We start from the raw sequence: 14,877 nt of genomic DNA, 5'->3' as shown, positions 1-14,877 counted from the left end.
GGGAGATGCCGCGGGGACGTCGCCCGGGGCCGGCGCGCGCGCTTGCCCTGCGGCCCCGTACCCCTGCTATCGTCGCGGCCCATGACCGCCTCGACCTCCGAGAAGCTCCTCTCCGATCTGGAAGCGCGGGGCATCACCCGCGCCAAGATCGGCGGCTTTGACATCGACGGCCTCCTCCGCGGAAAGTACGTCTCCCTCGAGAAGCTGAAGAGCGCCCTCGGGAGCGGCTTCGGCTTCTGCGACGTCATCTTCGGCTGGGACATCGCCGACGTCCTCTACGACAACACCAAGGTCACCGGCTGGCACACCGGCTACCCGGACGCGCACGCGGTCCTCGACCCGAGCACGCTCCGCGACCTGCCGTGGGAGCCGAACACCGTCGCGATGCTCGCCGACTTCCGCGACGAGCGCGGCGCCCCGCACCCCGCGTGCCCGCGCTCGCTCCTCAGGAGCGTCATCGCGAAGGGCGAGCGGATGGGGATCTCGGCGAAGTTCTCGTGCGAGTTCGAGTTCTTCCTCTTCGAGGAGACGCCGCGCTCGCTGCACGACAAGCGCTTCGCCGGCCTCACGCCGCTCAGCCCCGGCATGTTCGGCTACTCGTGGGTCCGCGAGGGCCAGAACAAGAAGCTCATGGCCGCCATCCTCGACCAGATGCGCGCCTTCGACGTCGAGATCGAGGGCCTGCACACCGAGACCGGCCCCGGCGTGTACGAGGCGGCGATCCGCTACGACGACGTGCTCCGCGCCGCGGACAAGGCCGCGCTCTTCAAGGTCGCCATGAAGCAGATCGCCCACGAGCACGGCCTCTCGGTCACGTTCATGGCGAAGTGGAACGCGGACCTGCCCGGCTCGAGCGGCCACCTGCACCAGAGCCTCTGGCGGGACGGCAAGAACATCTTCGACGACGCGTCGTCGCCCGACCGGCTCCCGTCCGCGCTGCGCCACTACGTCGGCGGCCAGATCGCGCTCATGCCCGAGCTCACGGCGCTCTACTCGCCCACGATCAACGCGTACAAGCGGTACGTGCCCGGCGTCTGGGCGCCGCTCACCGCCAGCTGGGGCGTCGAGAACCGCACGGCGGCGATCCGCCTCATCGGCCTCGGCACGCCCGGCGCGCGCGTCGAGTACCGCCAGACCGCCGCGGACATCAACCCGTACGTCGCCATGGCCGCGTGCCTCGGCGCGGGGCTCTACGGCATCGAGCACCGCGTCGAGCCGCCCGCGCAGGCCTCCGGGGACGCGTCGAGCGCCGAGTCGTCGCGCCTCGCGCTGCCGCGCTCGCTCGCGGAGGCGACGCGGCTGCTCGCGGGCAGCCAGAGGGCGCGCGAGATCCTCGGCGAGAGGTTCGTCGACCACTATGTCCTGACGCGCGACTGGGAGGTACGGCAGTACGAGCGCGCGGTCACGGATTGGGAGCTGAAGCGCTACTTCGAGGCGGTGTGATCATGAGCCAGTTCACGGTTTGGAGCTTTCCTACACGCATCCTCTTCGGCGCCGGCGTCGTCGAGCAGACGGGCGCCGAGGCGCGCCGGCTCGGGGCGGCGAGGGCCCTCATCGTCACGGACAAGGGCGTCGTCCGCTCGGGTCTGCTCGAGCCCGTCGCGGCCTCGCTGCGGAAGGAGGGGCTCGAGGTGGCCGTCTTCGACGACGTGCTCGGCAACCCGGTCGAGAAGAACGTGCACGACGGCGTCGCCGCGTTCCGCGACGCCCGCGCCGATCTCGTCGTGGCGCTCGGGGGCGGCTCGCCGCTCGACGTCGGCAAGCTCGTCCGCCTCGGCGTGAACCACGATCGGCCGCTCGTCGACTACGACGACGCCACCGGCGGCGATCGCTTCATCACGCCGAACGTCCCGCCGATGCTCGCGATCCCCACGACGGCCGGGACCGGCAGCGAGGTCGGCCGCTCGGGCGTGGTGACGCTGGACGTGAACCACCGGAAGACGGTGATCTTCTCGCCGTACCTGCTCGCCAACGCCGCGCTGCTCGACCCGGTGATGACGCGGTCGATGCCGGCGTTCCTGACGGCGGCCACGGGCTTCGACGCGCTCACGCACTGCATCGAGGCGTACGTCGCGAAGGGCGATCACCCGATGGCCGACGGCATCGCGCTCGAGGGCATCCGCCTCGCCGCCGCGAACCTGGAGCGCGCGGTGACGCACGGGGACGACCTCGAGGCGCGCGGCGCCATGATGAAGGCGGCGATGATGGGCGCCGTCGCGTTCCAGAAGGGGCTCGGCGCGTGCCACTCGCTCGCGCACCCGCTCTCGAGCGAGTGCGGGCTGCACCACGGCCTCGCCAACGCGCTCTGCCTCCCGCCGGTGGTCGAGTTCAACGTCGCCGCGGCGGCGCCGCGCCTCGCGCGCGTCGCGGCGCTCCTCGGCGCCGCCGAGGACGCGGCCGCGTGCGCCGACGCCATCCGCGCGCTGCGCGCCCGCATCGGGCTCGCGGCCGGCCTCGAGAAGGCGGGGGTCTCGCGCGACAAGCTCGACGCGCTGGCCGATCTCGCCGCGCAGGACGCTTGCCACACGAGCAACCCGCGCCCGTGCTCGCGGAACGATCTCCGCCACCTCTACGAGGCGTCCTTCGCGGGCTGACGCGCGCGGCGCGCGGCTGTCCTGACGCGCGCCGCGCGTCGCTCGGCCGTCGGGCGCGCGACGCGCGCGCGTCGCCGCCTGGAGGGGGCGCCCTGACCCGCATCGAGCGCGGCGGGGAGCACGGCCATTTCCCGGCATCCGCCGATCCGCTGGGCGCCGGCCTACCTCTGGCCGACAATGGATAAATGAGGTAGCAGGGGTGCACGATGACGGGCACCACCACCGAGCGCACCGCGCGTCCTGCGACCTGCCAGATGTTCGAGACGCCGCTCATCGAGCGATTTTCGCGGATCCACCCGATCACGCCGTTCGCCTTCTGGCTCCCGGTGCTCGGCTACCTGGGCGTCCGCGCCGCCGGGTTTGGTGTCGGCCTCTGGTCCGGGCTCGGCCTCGTGCTCGCCGGTCTGTTCCTGTGGACGTTCGCCGAGTACGTCCTGCACCGCTACGTGTTCCACTACGTCGGTCCGCGCCTGTGGCAGCGCCGGATGCACTTCGTTCTCCACGGGGTGCACCACGACTTCCCGCAGGACGCCGACCGGCTCGTGATGCCGCTCGGCGCCAGCATTCCCCTCGGCGCCGTTTTTTACATGCTGTTCCGCGCCGTCTTCGGCCCTGTCCCCGCGGATCCGCTGTTCATCGGCTTCAGCCTCGGGTACCTCGTGTACGACGGCACCCACTACGCCATTCACCACTTCCGCATGAGCTCGCGCTGGGGGAAGTGGATCAAGCGGCATCACATGGTCCATCACCACACGGGAGAACGCGCGCGGTGGGGCGTGTCGTCGCCGCTCTGGGACTGGGTCTTCGGGACGATGGGCACCTCGCAGCCGGGAAAAGGCAGCTGAGCGGGCGGGCGGCGCGCGCCGATGCGCGCCGCGGAGGCGCCGATGCGCGCCGCGGAGGATCGTGAGCGGATGGGAATGGCCCCGGCGCGCGGCGGGTTGAGGGGCCATGATTCGGTCGCGTTTGCACGCTTCCACCTCCGCGAGGGACGCGGCGCAGCAGCCCGGCGCTGAGCTGCGGGCGCGTCGGCGAGGGGAGGGGGACGCGGGGTCGCGTCGACGTCGTTCGCCGGCTGCGCGCGCGGGCGGCGAGCGGCGCCGGCGCGGCGCCGCAGGGGCGCGGCGCATCGGTGGGCGGGATGAACGGATCGAGGGGATCGGATCGAGGAGAGCGCGGCGCCGCGGGCCGTCAGGGCGCGGGCGTCGTGCCGGAGGGGGCGAGCCCTGCTGCAGGCGGCGCGTCGGGCAGCCGCCTCATCGCGCCTGCATAGAAGGTGCGGAGCGTGTTGCGCCCGCAGTAGGGGCACAACCACGCCACGTCGAACCGGTCGAGGTGGGCATTGATGCTGTGCGCAGGAGCGAGCTCCTTGTCGGCTTCACCGCCGGCCGACCGGCCGCGGGGAGCCCGGGTGGCCCACCCGGCGGTGACGTGCCGGTGCTCGTCCAGGGTGGCTGAGAGGCTTGCCTGGCACTCGCAAGGTGTGGAGATGAGAAACCGACTCATGCATGACCGTCCTTCGTAGATGTTTCCGTAGTCGATGCCAGCATGCCGCGGCGCGGCGAGGCGAGCTAGAGAGAGAGCCGCAGCGCGGCGTGCCGAGAAAGAGCGCGTCCTCATATAAAGGTTGGTCAGTTTGAGCTCAAGGGGTGTTAGCCTGGGGCACGGTTGCCCTGGTGTGACTGAGGAAGGGGAGTCCATGACCGTTCGACGTGCACCTCGTGAGCGCGCGACGCCGGCTTCGGGGAGGTTGCAGGTCGTCGAGGCGTGCAGGCCCGGGCCGCGCTCGGTGCGCAGCTTCCGGATCCTGCTCGCGCACGACGCCCGCGCCGCGACCTGCGACGCGCTGGCGCGCGCGATCGAGGCGACCCTGGCAAACGTCGAGATCGTGGACGCGTCGTCGATCGACGACGCCCTGCTCGCGTCGGCGACCGAGCGGTTCGATGCGTGCCTGATCTGCCTCGATCTGCCGCCGGCGCCGCTCGGCGGCGCGCGGCTCGCGAGCGAGCTCGTGGACAGCGACCACCCGGTCGTGCTCGTGACGAGGAGCCTGCGGTGGCTGCCGCCGGACAGGCCCACGCTGCAGCAGCTGCCCTGGATCCCGCCGGACGCGGGCGCGGACGAGATCACGAGCGCGATCGCCGCGGCGACCAGCGACTGCAACAGCGCCGTGCGGCGGCGCTCGCCGCTGCCGGGCGATGTGCTCGGCGTGCCCGCGCTCCGTGCGCGCGCGCGCCGCTAGCGCCCCGCCGACCGAGCGCCGGGCGCGGCGTCGGTCGGAATCCGCCGGAACGCGGGGCCGGAACCGGCGGAGGAATCCGGGGACGGAAATAGGGACGGAAATAGGGACGGAAAAGAGATGAAGGGGGTTGCTCTGCGGCTCGGGATTGGGTAGAAGCTTCCTCCACCTCAAGCGGGACTAGCTCAGTTGGTAGAGCATCAGCTTCCCAAGCTGAGGGTCGCGGGTTCGAATCCCGTGTCCCGCTCCGAGGATTGCCGGCCCCCTCCTGCGCTGGCGGTCCTCCTGATGTTGGTGCCTCGGGCCCCATGAGCGCCTCTTCGATCGGCGTTGCCCGAGACGGCTCCTCGAGCTGAGCTCGGAGCAGCGGCGCGCCGCGGGCGCTCCAGCGCCGCGCGAGACGGACGCGCTCTGGGAGCGCACGATGCTCGAATCGGGCCCGCTCCCGCTGCGTGGACAGCGGTGCCCCACCCCAGGGGGACACCTGGAGGTGTTCATGCAGGATGGCCGGCGCATCGCGCTCAACGCGGCGCTGATGCTCCTCAAGCAGGCGATCATGGCCGTCCTCGGCGTCGTGTTCGTCGGCTACCTCGCGCGGAAGGTGGGCGTCGCCGCGTGGGGGGAGTTCCAGGCGTCGCTCGCGATCGCAGGGATCGTCACGATCGCCGCCGGCATCGGGGTGCGGGGGTACCTCGCCCGGGAGATCGCCGTGAAGCCGGAGCTCGGGCCGCGTCACCTCGGCGCGGCGCTCACCATCCGGGGCGTGACCGGGACGCTGGTGCTCGGCGCGACCGTGGCCGTCGCGCTCGCGACGCGCTCGGGCCTCGGCGCGCAGCTCGTCGTGCTCGCCGCGGCGTCCCAGCTCGCGACGCTGCTCTACTCGACGATGTGGCTCTCGTTCGAGGCCCACGAGCGCTTCCAGTACATCCTCTACGCGGAGCTCGGCGCGCGGCTGTTCGTCATCGCGCTCTCCGCGGCCCTGCTCGCGCTCGGCTTCGGCGTCGTCGCCGCGGCCGCGGCGTTCCTGCTCGGCAACGTGCTGGAGCTCGGGATCACCGCGCACTACCTGCGCTCCCGGCTCTACCGGCCCGAGCTCACCACGCCCCCCGCCGAGCTCTGGCAGATCGTGAAGCGCAGCCTGCCCATCGGCGCGCTCGGGGCGCTCGCGAGCGCGCTGCTCCAGACCGATCGCGTGATGCTCCGCGCCCTCTGCGACGAGGAGGCCGTGGGCGTCTACAGCGCGGCCTGGGTGCTGAGCGAGAACTTCAGGATGCTGCCCGACGTGCTGCTCGGCGCCGCCTTCGCGGCCGGCATGCGCCTCTACGCCCAAGACAGCGACGCGTTCGGCCGCCTCTACGGCGGCTGCATGCTCGTCGCCGCGCTGTTCGGGCTGCCGGTCGCCGCCGGCGTCTTCCTGCTCGCGCCGGACATCGTCCAGCTCGTCTACGGATCGGCGGGCGACTACGCGCCGGCGGCGGACGTCCTCCGGATCCTCGCCTGCGGCGTCCCCGTGACGTTCGTGTTCCAGGTCGTGACGCTGCCGCTGCTCGCCGCGAAGCGCGAGGTCGCGATGGTGAAGCTGCTCGCGGTGGCGCTCGTCGCCGACGTCGCGCTGAACCTGCTCCTCCTGCCGCGCTACCGCGCCGTGGGCGCCGCGGGCGCGACGCTCGTCGTCAGCGCCGGGGCGCTGATCGCGTCGTGGGGCCTGAGCGCGCGCTGGGCCCAGTGCGTCGAGCTCGGCCGCATCGCCGCGATCCTCGCCGCGACGGCGGCGATGGCCACCGCGGCCTACGCCGCGCGCGCGCTCGCGGGGATGTGGGCGTCGATCGCGGTGGGCGTCGCCGTCTACGTCGCCCTCCTCCTCGCCCTGCGCGCCGTCTCCTTCCGCGAGCTGCGCGCGCTGCTCGCGCGCCGCGTCCGCGCCTCGCCCGCCACCGCGGCCTGATCCGCGTTCCGCCGCGGGCGGGGCCCGGCGCTGCGCGCGCCGTCCTCTGCGCGCGCGGCCCTCTACGCGCCTGTGCGGAACAGGAGGCCATCGAATTTTCGGCTTTTCCGCGGGAAGCGGCGCTCGCCTCGGGTCTCCGCAGCTGCCGACATGCGCTCTCATCCGGCGGGATCCACGCAGCGGCGCGGGGCGCCCGTGGCTCGGAGGTGACGGTGACGCGGCCCTCTCCGTGGCATGCAGCGTGAATAGCGGAGGGGCGATGTGGCGGCGCGGGCAGGTCCGGGGGGTGGCCGGGGTGGGGCGACTCCGGCAGTGGATGGCGCGGCGGCCGTCCTCGCTCCGCGCCTTCGGCATGCCGGGGCGCGACGAGCTGGGCGCGCCCGCGCAGCCGTGGAGGCCTCGCGAGATGGACCTGCCCATGGGCGACGGCGGCTACGCGCTGCTCGCGCGCCTCTCGGCCGGCGGCATGGCCGAGCTGTTCCTCGCGTGCCGGCGCGGGTCGGCAGGGATCGCGCACCCCGTCGTCGTGAAGCGCCTTCGCCCCGAGGCGCGGCGGGATCCGTCGATCGTGCGGATGTTCCTCCGGGAGGCGTGGATCAGCGCCCGGCTCCAGCACCCGAACGTGATCCGGTTCCACGACTTCGTGTTTCACGAGGGGCGCCATCACCTCGTGGTCGAGTACGTCCCGGGCTGCGATCTGGCGGCGGCCGCGCGCGCGCTTTTCGCCGAGGGGCGGCCGTTCCCGATCGAGGCGGCCCTCGAGATCGGCGTGGGCGTGCTGCGGGCGCTCGGGCACGCGCACGGGCTCCGCGACGACGGCGGGCAGCTCGTCGGGCTCGTGCACCGCGACGTGAGCCCGCAGAACGTGCTCCTCTCGCTCGAGGGCGAGATCAAGCTCATCGACTTCGGCGTCGCGGAGATGACGGCGATGCGCGGCATCCTGGACGACGCCTTCCCGCTCGGCTCGCCGGGCCAGGCGGGCGGTCCGGCGCCGTCGAGCGACGCCCCCACGGTGAAGGGCAAGCTCGGCTACGTGGCGCCCGAGCAGCTGCGCGGGCAGCGGATCGACGCGCGGGCCGATCTCTTCGCGGTCGGGGTGATCCTGTTCGAGCTCCTGACGGGGCGCCGCCTGTTCCACCGGAAGGAAGACGGCGCCACGATGCGCGCGGTGCTCTCGGGCGAGGTGCCGGCGATCGCGCCGCTCCGCCCGGCGTGCCCTGCGCTGCTCGAGGAGGCGGTGCGGCGCGCGCTCGCGCGCGATCCCGACGATCGCTTCGAGGCCGCGGCGCAGATGGAAGAGGCGCTCGCCGAGGTGCTCGCCTCGGTGCGCAGGGCGCCGGGCGGGGGCGACGAGCCGAGCTCGAGCGAGCGCGGGCTCCTCGCCGGCCAGGAGATCGCCGCGCTCGTGCGCGAGGTCGCGAGCGGGCGCGATCGTCACCGATCGCTGCTCGTGCGGGGCTGCCGGCGATCCGCCGGGGTCCGCGGGCGCCCGGGCGCGCGGCGCACCCTGACGAACCGCTCCGGGGACGATCGCGGCGAGGCGGCGCCCGCGGCGCGCGGCGTCGACGCGGGCGCGGGCGCGGAGGAGGCGGCGATCGAGATCGAGCGCAGCGAGGGCAGGGACGCGGTGACGCCGCACTGGAGGGAGGCGCGCCCGCCGCGGCGCGCCCGGCTCCTGCAGTGGCTCGTGATCGCGGCGGTCACGTTCGCCGCCGGCGCGCTCGCGGGCAGGGCGATCGGCGCGCTCGACGGCGCCGCCGCGCCAGCGAGCCGCGGCGCGCCCCGGTAGCGCCGCCCGCCGCTCGCCCTCGCCTCGCGGGCCTTGAAAGGGCGGAGCTCGCGCGATCTCCGGGAGACATCCATTCGGCGACGCCGCCGTGATGGGCCGAACGCGAACGGCTCTTTGCGGTGGCGCGCCCAGCGACGGGCTCGCTAGCCTAGCCCGCCCTGATGCCCCTCCGGAATCCCCTGAACCGCGGCGTCGCGTTCGCCGCAGTGGCCGTACCCCTCCTCGCGAGCGCCACGGGCGGGGGCGCGCTGCCGCGCCCGGCCGCCGACGAGCCCGGCGCGCCGGCGGAGTCGAGCGCGATCGACGCGGCGATCGAGCAGCAGCCCATCTGCGTCGGCTCGACGGTCGCGAGCGCGGGGGAGCTCGGCGACGTCCTGTTCTACCGCAGCGCGCCGGGAGAGCGCGGCACGGTCTCCGTCGGCTACTACGCGTTCTTCTCGGAGGAGCGGCCCTGGGGCAACAACTGGCTCACCTGGACCGTGCTGCCAGCGCTCGCCGTGGACCTCGTCTACACGCACGGGCTGCTCTTCGGCCCGGGAGTTCAGCGCGTCGCCTACGGCAAGGGCGACGTCGAGGGGTTCAGGATCGTCTACAGCGTGGGCGACGACGGGCGGCTCACCGCCGAGCACGGCGCCGCCGACCGCGGCGATCACAGCGATGTGCGGCTCGAGCGGGCCGATCTGCTCGCGGTCGATCCCGCGCGGCCGACGGTTTACTCGCGGTGGTGGAGCCATCAGCTCGGCGGGCAGGGCGCGGGGCCGGGCGATCTCGTTTACCGCCGCTGCTACGGCGCGGGCGCGATCCGGCCGCTGCCGCCGGACGTCGCGCTCGAGTTTCGCCTGGACCGGCGCGCCGGGCCGGCCCGCGTGGTGTCCGCCGCGGCGCTGCTCGAGCCGCCCGCCTCGCCGCTGCGGCGCGAGCCCGCGAAGGGGGCGAGCCCTCAGGGCCTCGTCGCCCTCCGGCCGAGCGTCGCGTTGTAGATGGCGAGGAGGATGACGGCGCCCAGGATCGACATGAAGAAGCCCCCGCTCGACTGGTACGACGGGTAGAGCCCGAGGGCCCGGCCGATGAAGCCGCCGAGCAGGGCGCCCGCGATGCCGAGCAGCGCGGTCACCACGAAGCCGCCGGGATCGCGCCCGGGGGTGAGCAGCTTGGCGATGACGCCGACGATGAGCCCAAACAGGATCCACAACAGCACGGACATGGTTCGCTCCTCTCGACACCGGGCGACGCCGAGGGGCGTCTTCCCGCGTCAACGCGGAGGCCAGCGTTTGCAGACGACGTGCCGTTCGGGGTGAGCTCCGTTCGCACCGGGCTGAAGCGGAGGCTCGGCAGCCAGCGTGAACGGCGTCGCCATCCGGCCCGCGGCGCTGGGCACCGGCTGTACATCGTCGACCCGCCCGGCACGCCGATCTCGAGGCCGGTCTCCCGCTCCCGCGGCGCTCACGGCGGCTCCAGGGGACAGGCGCGCTCCGGCTCGTCCGCGCGCGGCGGCGTCGGCCGCGCGTCGTCGGTCGGGGGCGCGTCGCCGTCGCGCCCCGGCGAGGGCGAGGCGAGCGGGGCGAGCGCCGCGCCGGCAGCGCTGAAGAGCAGGCACAGCGATCCGCCGAGCACCGTGGCCGCGACGGTGCCAACCACGACCGGAGCGAGCCGCCGGCGACGCCGTCGGCGCAGCCGCGCCTGGCTCCGCAGCCCGCCGGGCAGGCGCGCCCGCAGCAGGAGGACGGGCGCGAGCGCGGCGTCGAGCTCCGGGCTGGGATGCGCGCAGACAAGAGCGGGCGACGGAGCCGCGGCGCTGGGAGGCGCCGCGTCCGCCGGCGGCGCGCCGGCCGCGGCGGCGTCCGCGGCGGGCTCGACGAGCGCCGCGGGCGGGCAGGGCGCGGCGCCGTGGCCGACCCAGGTGGAAGCGGACGAGGGATCGCGCCGCGCGTCCGGCGGGGAGCAGGGCAGATCCAGGAGCGCGCTCCCCGGCAGCGAGGACGGGGAACGGTACCCGACCCACGTCGAGGTGCACGCGGAGCGCGCCGAGGCGTTGTCCGCAGCGCGCGCCGGGGCGTCGTCCGCAGCGCGCGCCGGGGCGCGCTCCTCCGCGGCGGAGCGCCCGCTGCGGAGCGCGATGTGCGCGAGCGCCTCGCGCAGGGCGCGCGCGCTCTGCGGGCGGTCGTCCGGGTTCTTGCGCAGGCATTGCAGGATCAGCGCCTCCAGATCCGGATCGATCTCCGGGTGGAGGGCGCTCGGCAGGGGCGGCGGGGAGTCGACGTGCGCGGCGGCGAGCGCCACGGGCGTCGGGCGCTCGAACGGGAGCCGCCCCGTCGCCATCTCGAAGAGCAGCACGCCGCACGCGTAGATGTCGCTGCGCGCGTCCACGGGCTGCCCTGCCGCCTGCTCCGGGCTCATGTAGGCGGGGGTCCCGATGACGAGCCGGCCGTCGTCGGCGGCCGCGGCGAGCAGCGGCGCGCCCGCGAGCGCGCCGGAGCGCTCGTCGTGGAGCAGCTTCGCCGTCCCGAAGTCGAGGAGCTTCACCTGCTCGAACGGCGCGCCGCCGTCGTCGACGCGGGGCACCAGGCGGATGTTCTCGGGCTTGACGTCGCGGTGGATGACGCCCGCGTCGTGCGCGTGCTGCAGCGCGGAGCACAGCTGGCGCATGATCGCGACGATGCGCTCCGCGGGCAGGATCGGCGCGGCGTTGAGCAGGTCGATGAGGTCCTCGCCGTCGAGGTGCTCGGTGACGAGGTACCAGAGGCTCGGCGGCTCCGGCTCGCGCCCGTCGGCGCCCGCGAAGGGCGCGCCGTGGGGGAACGACGTCTCGCAGCCGAAGTCGAGGACCCGCACGATGTTCGGGTGATCGAGCCGGCTCGCCGCCATCGCCTCGACGTGGAACCTCAGCACCGCGTCCCCGGCGCGGGCGCCGCCGGAGCGCGGCCTCGAGTCGGTCGAGGGCCGCTCGCTCACGCCGCTCGAGGCGCGGAGGCCCGCGTCCTCCCGGCGCGACGGCGCGCAGACGCGCGTCGTGCAGGCGCGGCGGCCCGCTCCGCCCGCCGCGCCCGGCGAGGCGCCGCGCTCGCGGATGATCTTCACGGCGCACGCGCGCCCGAGCCCGAGGTGCCGCGCGCGGTAGACGCGCCCCATCGCGCCGGCGCCGATCAGCTGCTCGATGAGGTACCGCCCCCCGAGCAGGCGTCCCCTGAGGGATCGCTCCGAGGACGGGAATCCCGCGTCGAGGGGCGCGGAGGAGCGGAGGCAGTCCATGGCGCGTCTCACGCAGCAGAATGGGTGCCATCGCGCTGTGCGGACGGTTCACAGCCGCCCGCGGACGGCGCCTCCGAGCGGAGGCGCGCGGCGCGCTGCGCGCAGGCTCGCCGCGCCGCTGCGCGAAGCGCGCGGAGGGCGTCGAGCGGTCCGCGCGCAGCGCGCCGCCGCTCGGAGGCGCCGCGAAACGCCGGACAGAGCGCAGGCCGGCGGCGCCGCGGGGCTGATTTGTTCCGTTGCCGACGGCCTGTGATAGCGTGGCGCGCGAGGAGGCCCGAGTGCTCTTGAGACGATGCGTTCCGTTCGCTGCGGCGCTGTTCCTGCTGCTCCCGACAGGCGAGGTGCTCGCACAGTCGGACCAGGACAGAGCAGCGGCCCGGTCGCTGGCCACGCAGGGCGCCGAAGCGTTCACGTCCGGCCGCTTCGACGAGGCGATCGATCTGCTCGGTCGCGCCGAGGCGATCGTGCACGCGCCGACGCACCTCCTGCTGATCGCGCGCGCGCAGACGCGCCTCGGCCGGCTCGTGGCGGCCAAGGAGACGTACCTGCGGATCGTCCGCGAGGAGCTGCCGTCCACGGCGCCGTCTCCCTTCAAGAAGGCCCAGCAGGACGCGCGGGAGGAGCTCGCCGCGGTCGATCCCAGGATCGCGTCGCTGCGCATCGCGCTGGAGGGCGCCGCCGGCCGGAAGATCGCCGTGAAGCTCGACGGACAGCCGGTCGCGGACGCGCTGCTCGGCGTGCACCGCCCGATCGATCCCGGCAATCACGTGGTGACCGTCTATCCGCCGGGCCTCTCGCCGATCGAGCAGGCGGTCACGCTCGGCGACGGCGAGCGGAAGGAGCTGAAGATCCCGGTCCCGGAGAGCCCGGCCATGCCGCCGTCGCCCGACGCCTCGGGGGAGGGGCAGGGGACCTGGAGCAGCGGCCCGGGCGAGGTCCCCCCCGAAGGCCCGCCGGGCAAGCCGGAGCGAAAGACGAACGTGCTCATGCTGGGCGGGGGCATCGCGGCCGCGGCGCTCGGGCTCGGCGGGGTCGTGGTGGGCTCGGTGTTCCTGGCGAAGGGCGGCTCGACGCAGCAGAAAGCGAACGACCTGAGCGATACGCACCGGTGCGAGTCGTCGCAGGCAGGCCCCGGCGCGGGCTGCGGTCCGCTGATCCAGCAGCAGATCAAGCGGCTCGACGCCGACGCCGCGGATCAGCAGACGACCGGCGCGATCAACCTCATCACGGGCGGCGTGCTCCTCATCGGCGGCGCGACGCTGATCGTGCTGGAGCTGACGTCCAAGCCGGAGCCGTCGAGCTCGGCGTGGGTCGCCCCCTACGTGACGCCGACCGGGCTCGGGGTGCGCGGCGCGTTCTGACGGGAGCGCCCCGAGCGCGTGCTCAGTAGCCGAAGTCGCCCGGAACGCCCGGCTTCTGCGGCTTCTGGGGTTGCGCGCTCGGCCTCGTCGGCGGCGCCTGCTGCGGCGGCTTCGTCACGGGCGGCGGCCTCGTCTGGGAAGGAGGCGTCCGCGGCGTGAGCGGCTTCACCGGCGCCGAGGACGCCGCCGGGACGGCGCTCGGCTCCGCCGTGGCGGGCGGCGTGGGCGGCGTGGGCTCTGCGGCCGTGGCGCTCGCGGTGACGACCGGCGGCTCCGGCGGGGGCGGCGTCGCCGTCGTCGGAGGCGGCGGCGGCGTCGCGAGGGCCGTCGCGCTGACGGCGCTCGGATCCGGGCTGGCCGCGCCCGTCGCCCCGCTGCCGCCGAAGGCGAACCAGGCGGCGAGGCCGGCGCCGAGCAGGGTGGCCGTCGCGGCGAGCGCGGCGAAGACCGGCATCCTGGACGGGGGGCGCGTCGCGCGGCCCGTGACGCCCGACGAGGCGCCCCACGAGTTGGCGGTCAGCTGCGGCGTGTGCGGCGTGTGGCCCATGCCGGGCACCGGCGGCCCGCTCTGGCCCCACGAGGGGGTGTCAGGGCGGAGTGGGGGCGGAGGGGTCGTCGTCACCTCCGGCTGGGACGGCAGCGACAGCCGCGAGAGGGACGTCCGCCCCGTGCTCAGCAAGGCCAGGTTGGGCCGCGCCGCCGCCCACGCGAGGAGCGCGCTCTTGAACTCCGCGCAGCTCTGGAAGCGGGCCCCCGGCTCGCGCGCCATCGCCTTCTGGATGATCCCGGAGAACTCGACGTCGAGGTCGGGCACGAGCTGCTGGGGCACCGGCGCCGTCTCGAGGACGATCTTGAAGAGCAGCTCGTTGAAGGTCGCCGCGTCGAACGGCACCTGACCGGTCGTCGCCTGGTAGAGCAGCACGCCCATGGCGTAGATGTCGGTCCGCTGGTCGACGGGGCTGGAGCCCCGCGCCTGCTCGGGCGACATGTAGTAGGGCGTCCCGACGACGGCGCCCGTGCGCGTCATGCTCATCTCCCCGCCGGCGAGCTGCGAGAACTTCGAGACGCCGAAATCGAGCACCTTCACGAAGTTGCTGAGCCCGGCCTTCACGGGGATGACGAAGATGTTGTCGGGCTTCAGGTCGCGGTGGATGATCCCCGCGGCGTGCGCGGCGCCGAGCGCCTCGAGCACCTGGACCATGATCGGCACGGTGATCTCGGGCCCGAGCCGCCCCGCCCGCTCGATCTTGGCGCCGAGGGTCTCGCCCTCGAGGTACTCCATGACCATGTACCGCGTGCCGTCGGGCAGCACGCCGAGGTCGAGCACCTCGCAGATGTGATCGGAGCCGATCCGCGCCGCGGCCTGGGCCTCGCGCTCGAAGCGCGCCACCGACTCGGCCTGGCTCGAGATGTTGGCGTGCAGCAGCTTGATGGCGACGCGGCGCCGGATGCGCACGTTCTCGCCTTCGAAGACCGCGCCCATGCCCCCCTGGCCGAGCAGCCGGACGATCCGGTACTTGCCGTCGATGATCTCGCCGACCAGCGCGCTCATGCCGGCGTTCCCGGTGCGGAGAAGCAAATCACCCGGGCAGACTAGCACGGTGGCCCGAGGGCAGCCTACGCCCTAGGGGGCGGGCGCGCCGTCGTGTCTCCGCTTCCGCCGCCTACCCGCACGCGGACCGCCCCACGCGCGGACCGCC

At 74.2% G+C, this 14,877-nt stretch carries 12 protein-coding genes and 1 tRNA gene; 9 read left to right on the top strand and 4 right to left on the bottom strand.

Annotated features, from left to right (window positions below):
* Positions 1 to 81 precede the first annotated feature (81 nt).
* From WMF33_RS23660 to WMF33_RS23650, 3 genes are all read left to right on the top strand, one after another.
* Positions 82 to 1,443: a glutamine synthetase family protein gene (locus tag WMF33_RS23660; protein WP_437339240.1), complete on the top strand. Its 1,362-nt coding sequence runs from the start codon at positions 82 to 84 to the stop codon at positions 1,441 to 1,443.
* The gene (locus WMF33_RS23655) at positions 1,440 to 2,594 is read left to right on the top strand and encodes an iron-containing alcohol dehydrogenase (protein WP_437339239.1); all 1,155 of its coding nucleotides are present in this window, start codon (positions 1,440 to 1,442) and stop codon (positions 2,592 to 2,594) included. The genes WMF33_RS23660 and WMF33_RS23655 overlap by 4 nt, the downstream gene beginning before the upstream one ends.
* A 206-nt stretch (positions 2,595 to 2,800) precedes the next feature.
* Positions 2,801 to 3,439, top strand: coding sequence for a sterol desaturase family protein (locus tag WMF33_RS23650; RefSeq protein ID WP_437339238.1), 639 nt, complete (start codon positions 2,801 to 2,803; stop codon positions 3,437 to 3,439).
* 346 nt (positions 3,440 to 3,785) lie between these two features.
* On the opposite strand, the gene WMF33_RS23645 is transcribed toward WMF33_RS23650, so the two are convergent.
* Positions 3,786 to 4,100, bottom strand: coding sequence for a hypothetical protein (locus tag WMF33_RS23645; RefSeq protein WP_020736665.1), 315 nt, complete (start codon positions 4,098 to 4,100; stop codon positions 3,786 to 3,788).
* Between the two features lie 193 nt (positions 4,101 to 4,293).
* Between WMF33_RS23645 and WMF33_RS23640 the strand changes: the two genes are divergently transcribed.
* The 5 genes from WMF33_RS23640 to WMF33_RS23620 all read left to right on the top strand — a co-directional run bounded on the left by WMF33_RS23640 (position 4,294) and on the right by WMF33_RS23620 (position 9,547).
* The gene (locus tag WMF33_RS23640) at positions 4,294 to 4,836 is read left to right on the top strand and encodes a hypothetical protein (RefSeq protein ID WP_061625078.1); all 543 of its coding nucleotides are present in this window, start codon (positions 4,294 to 4,296) and stop codon (positions 4,834 to 4,836) included.
* Positions 4,837 to 5,007: 171 nt separating this feature from the next.
* A tRNA-Gly gene (locus WMF33_RS23635) sits at positions 5,008 to 5,080 on the top strand.
* Positions 5,081 to 5,329: 249 nt separating this feature from the next.
* On the top strand, positions 5,330 to 6,778 hold the full coding sequence (locus WMF33_RS23630; protein ID WP_437339237.1) for a flippase: 1,449 nt from the start codon (positions 5,330 to 5,332) through the stop codon (positions 6,776 to 6,778).
* Between the two features lie 259 nt (positions 6,779 to 7,037).
* Positions 7,038 to 8,567, top strand: coding sequence for a serine/threonine-protein kinase (locus tag WMF33_RS23625; RefSeq protein WP_437339236.1), 1,530 nt, complete (start codon positions 7,038 to 7,040; stop codon positions 8,565 to 8,567).
* Positions 8,568 to 8,728: 161 nt separating this feature from the next.
* A complete protein-coding gene (locus WMF33_RS23620) occupies positions 8,729 to 9,547 on the top strand; it encodes a hypothetical protein (RefSeq protein ID WP_437339235.1) in 819 nt (272 codons plus the stop codon).
* Here the strand turns inward: WMF33_RS23620 and WMF33_RS23615 are convergent.
* Both WMF33_RS23615 and WMF33_RS23610 read right to left on the bottom strand, forming a co-directional pair.
* Complete coding sequence (locus WMF33_RS23615) at positions 9,508 to 9,771, bottom strand: GlsB/YeaQ/YmgE family stress response membrane protein (protein ID WP_061628248.1); 264 nt, start codon at positions 9,769 to 9,771, stop codon at positions 9,508 to 9,510. The genes WMF33_RS23620 and WMF33_RS23615 overlap by 40 nt on opposite strands.
* A gap of 239 nt (positions 9,772 to 10,010) precedes the next feature.
* Entirely contained in the window at positions 10,011 to 11,816 is a 1,806-nt protein-coding gene (locus WMF33_RS23610; RefSeq protein ID WP_437339234.1) for a serine/threonine-protein kinase, read from the bottom strand.
* A gap of 278 nt (positions 11,817 to 12,094) precedes the next feature.
* Here WMF33_RS23610 and WMF33_RS23605 point away from each other — a divergent pair, with 278 nt between their 5' ends.
* Positions 12,095 to 13,177: a tetratricopeptide repeat protein gene (locus WMF33_RS23605; RefSeq protein WP_437339233.1), complete on the top strand. Its 1,083-nt coding sequence runs from the start codon at positions 12,095 to 12,097 to the stop codon at positions 13,175 to 13,177.
* Between the two features lie 22 nt (positions 13,178 to 13,199).
* Here the strand turns inward: WMF33_RS23605 and WMF33_RS23600 are convergent, their stop codons facing one another.
* On the bottom strand, positions 13,200 to 14,729 hold the full coding sequence (locus WMF33_RS23600) for a protein kinase domain-containing protein (protein ID WP_437339232.1): 1,530 nt from the start codon (positions 14,727 to 14,729) through the stop codon (positions 13,200 to 13,202).
* Between the last annotated feature and the right edge of the window lie 148 nt (positions 14,730 to 14,877).

The organism is Sorangium sp. So ce394 (genome assembly GCF_051474665.1).
Classification (GTDB): domain Bacteria; phylum Myxococcota_A; class Polyangia; order Polyangiales; family Polyangiaceae; genus Sorangium; species Sorangium cellulosum_D.
The sequence above is the reverse complement of the archived record's forward strand: the minus strand, read 5'-3'. Positions and strand labels throughout refer to the sequence as shown.

Bases quoted from the DNA above. Each gene is read 5' to 3' on its own strand.
- WMF33_RS23645 (WP_020736665.1), bottom strand. From the start codon at position 4,100: ATGAGTCGGTTTCTCATCTCCACACCTTGCGAGTGCCAGGCAAGCCTC.
- WMF33_RS23615 (WP_061628248.1), bottom strand. From the start codon at position 9,771: ATGTCCGTGCTGTTGTGGATCCTGTTTGGGCTCATCGTCGGCGTCATC.
- WMF33_RS23600 (WP_437339232.1), bottom strand. From the start codon at position 14,729: ATGAGCGCGCTGGTCGGCGAGATCATCGACGGCAAGTACCGGATCGTC.
- WMF33_RS23640 (WP_061625078.1), top strand. From the start codon at position 4,294: ATGACCGTTCGACGTGCACCTCGTGAGCGCGCGACGCCGGCTTCGGGG.
- WMF33_RS23660 (WP_437339240.1), top strand. From the start codon at position 82: ATGACCGCCTCGACCTCCGAGAAGCTCCTCTCCGATCTGGAAGCGCGG.
- WMF33_RS23625 (WP_437339236.1), top strand. From the start codon at position 7,038: ATGTGGCGGCGCGGGCAGGTCCGGGGGGTGGCCGGGGTGGGGCGACTC.
- WMF33_RS23610 (WP_437339234.1), bottom strand. From the start codon at position 11,816: ATGGACTGCCTCCGCTCCTCCGCGCCCCTCGACGCGGGATTCCCGTCC.
- WMF33_RS23650 (WP_437339238.1), top strand. From the start codon at position 2,801: ATGACGGGCACCACCACCGAGCGCACCGCGCGTCCTGCGACCTGCCAG.
- WMF33_RS23620 (WP_437339235.1), top strand. From the start codon at position 8,729: ATGCCCCTCCGGAATCCCCTGAACCGCGGCGTCGCGTTCGCCGCAGTG.
- WMF33_RS23630 (WP_437339237.1), top strand. From the start codon at position 5,330: ATGCAGGATGGCCGGCGCATCGCGCTCAACGCGGCGCTGATGCTCCTC.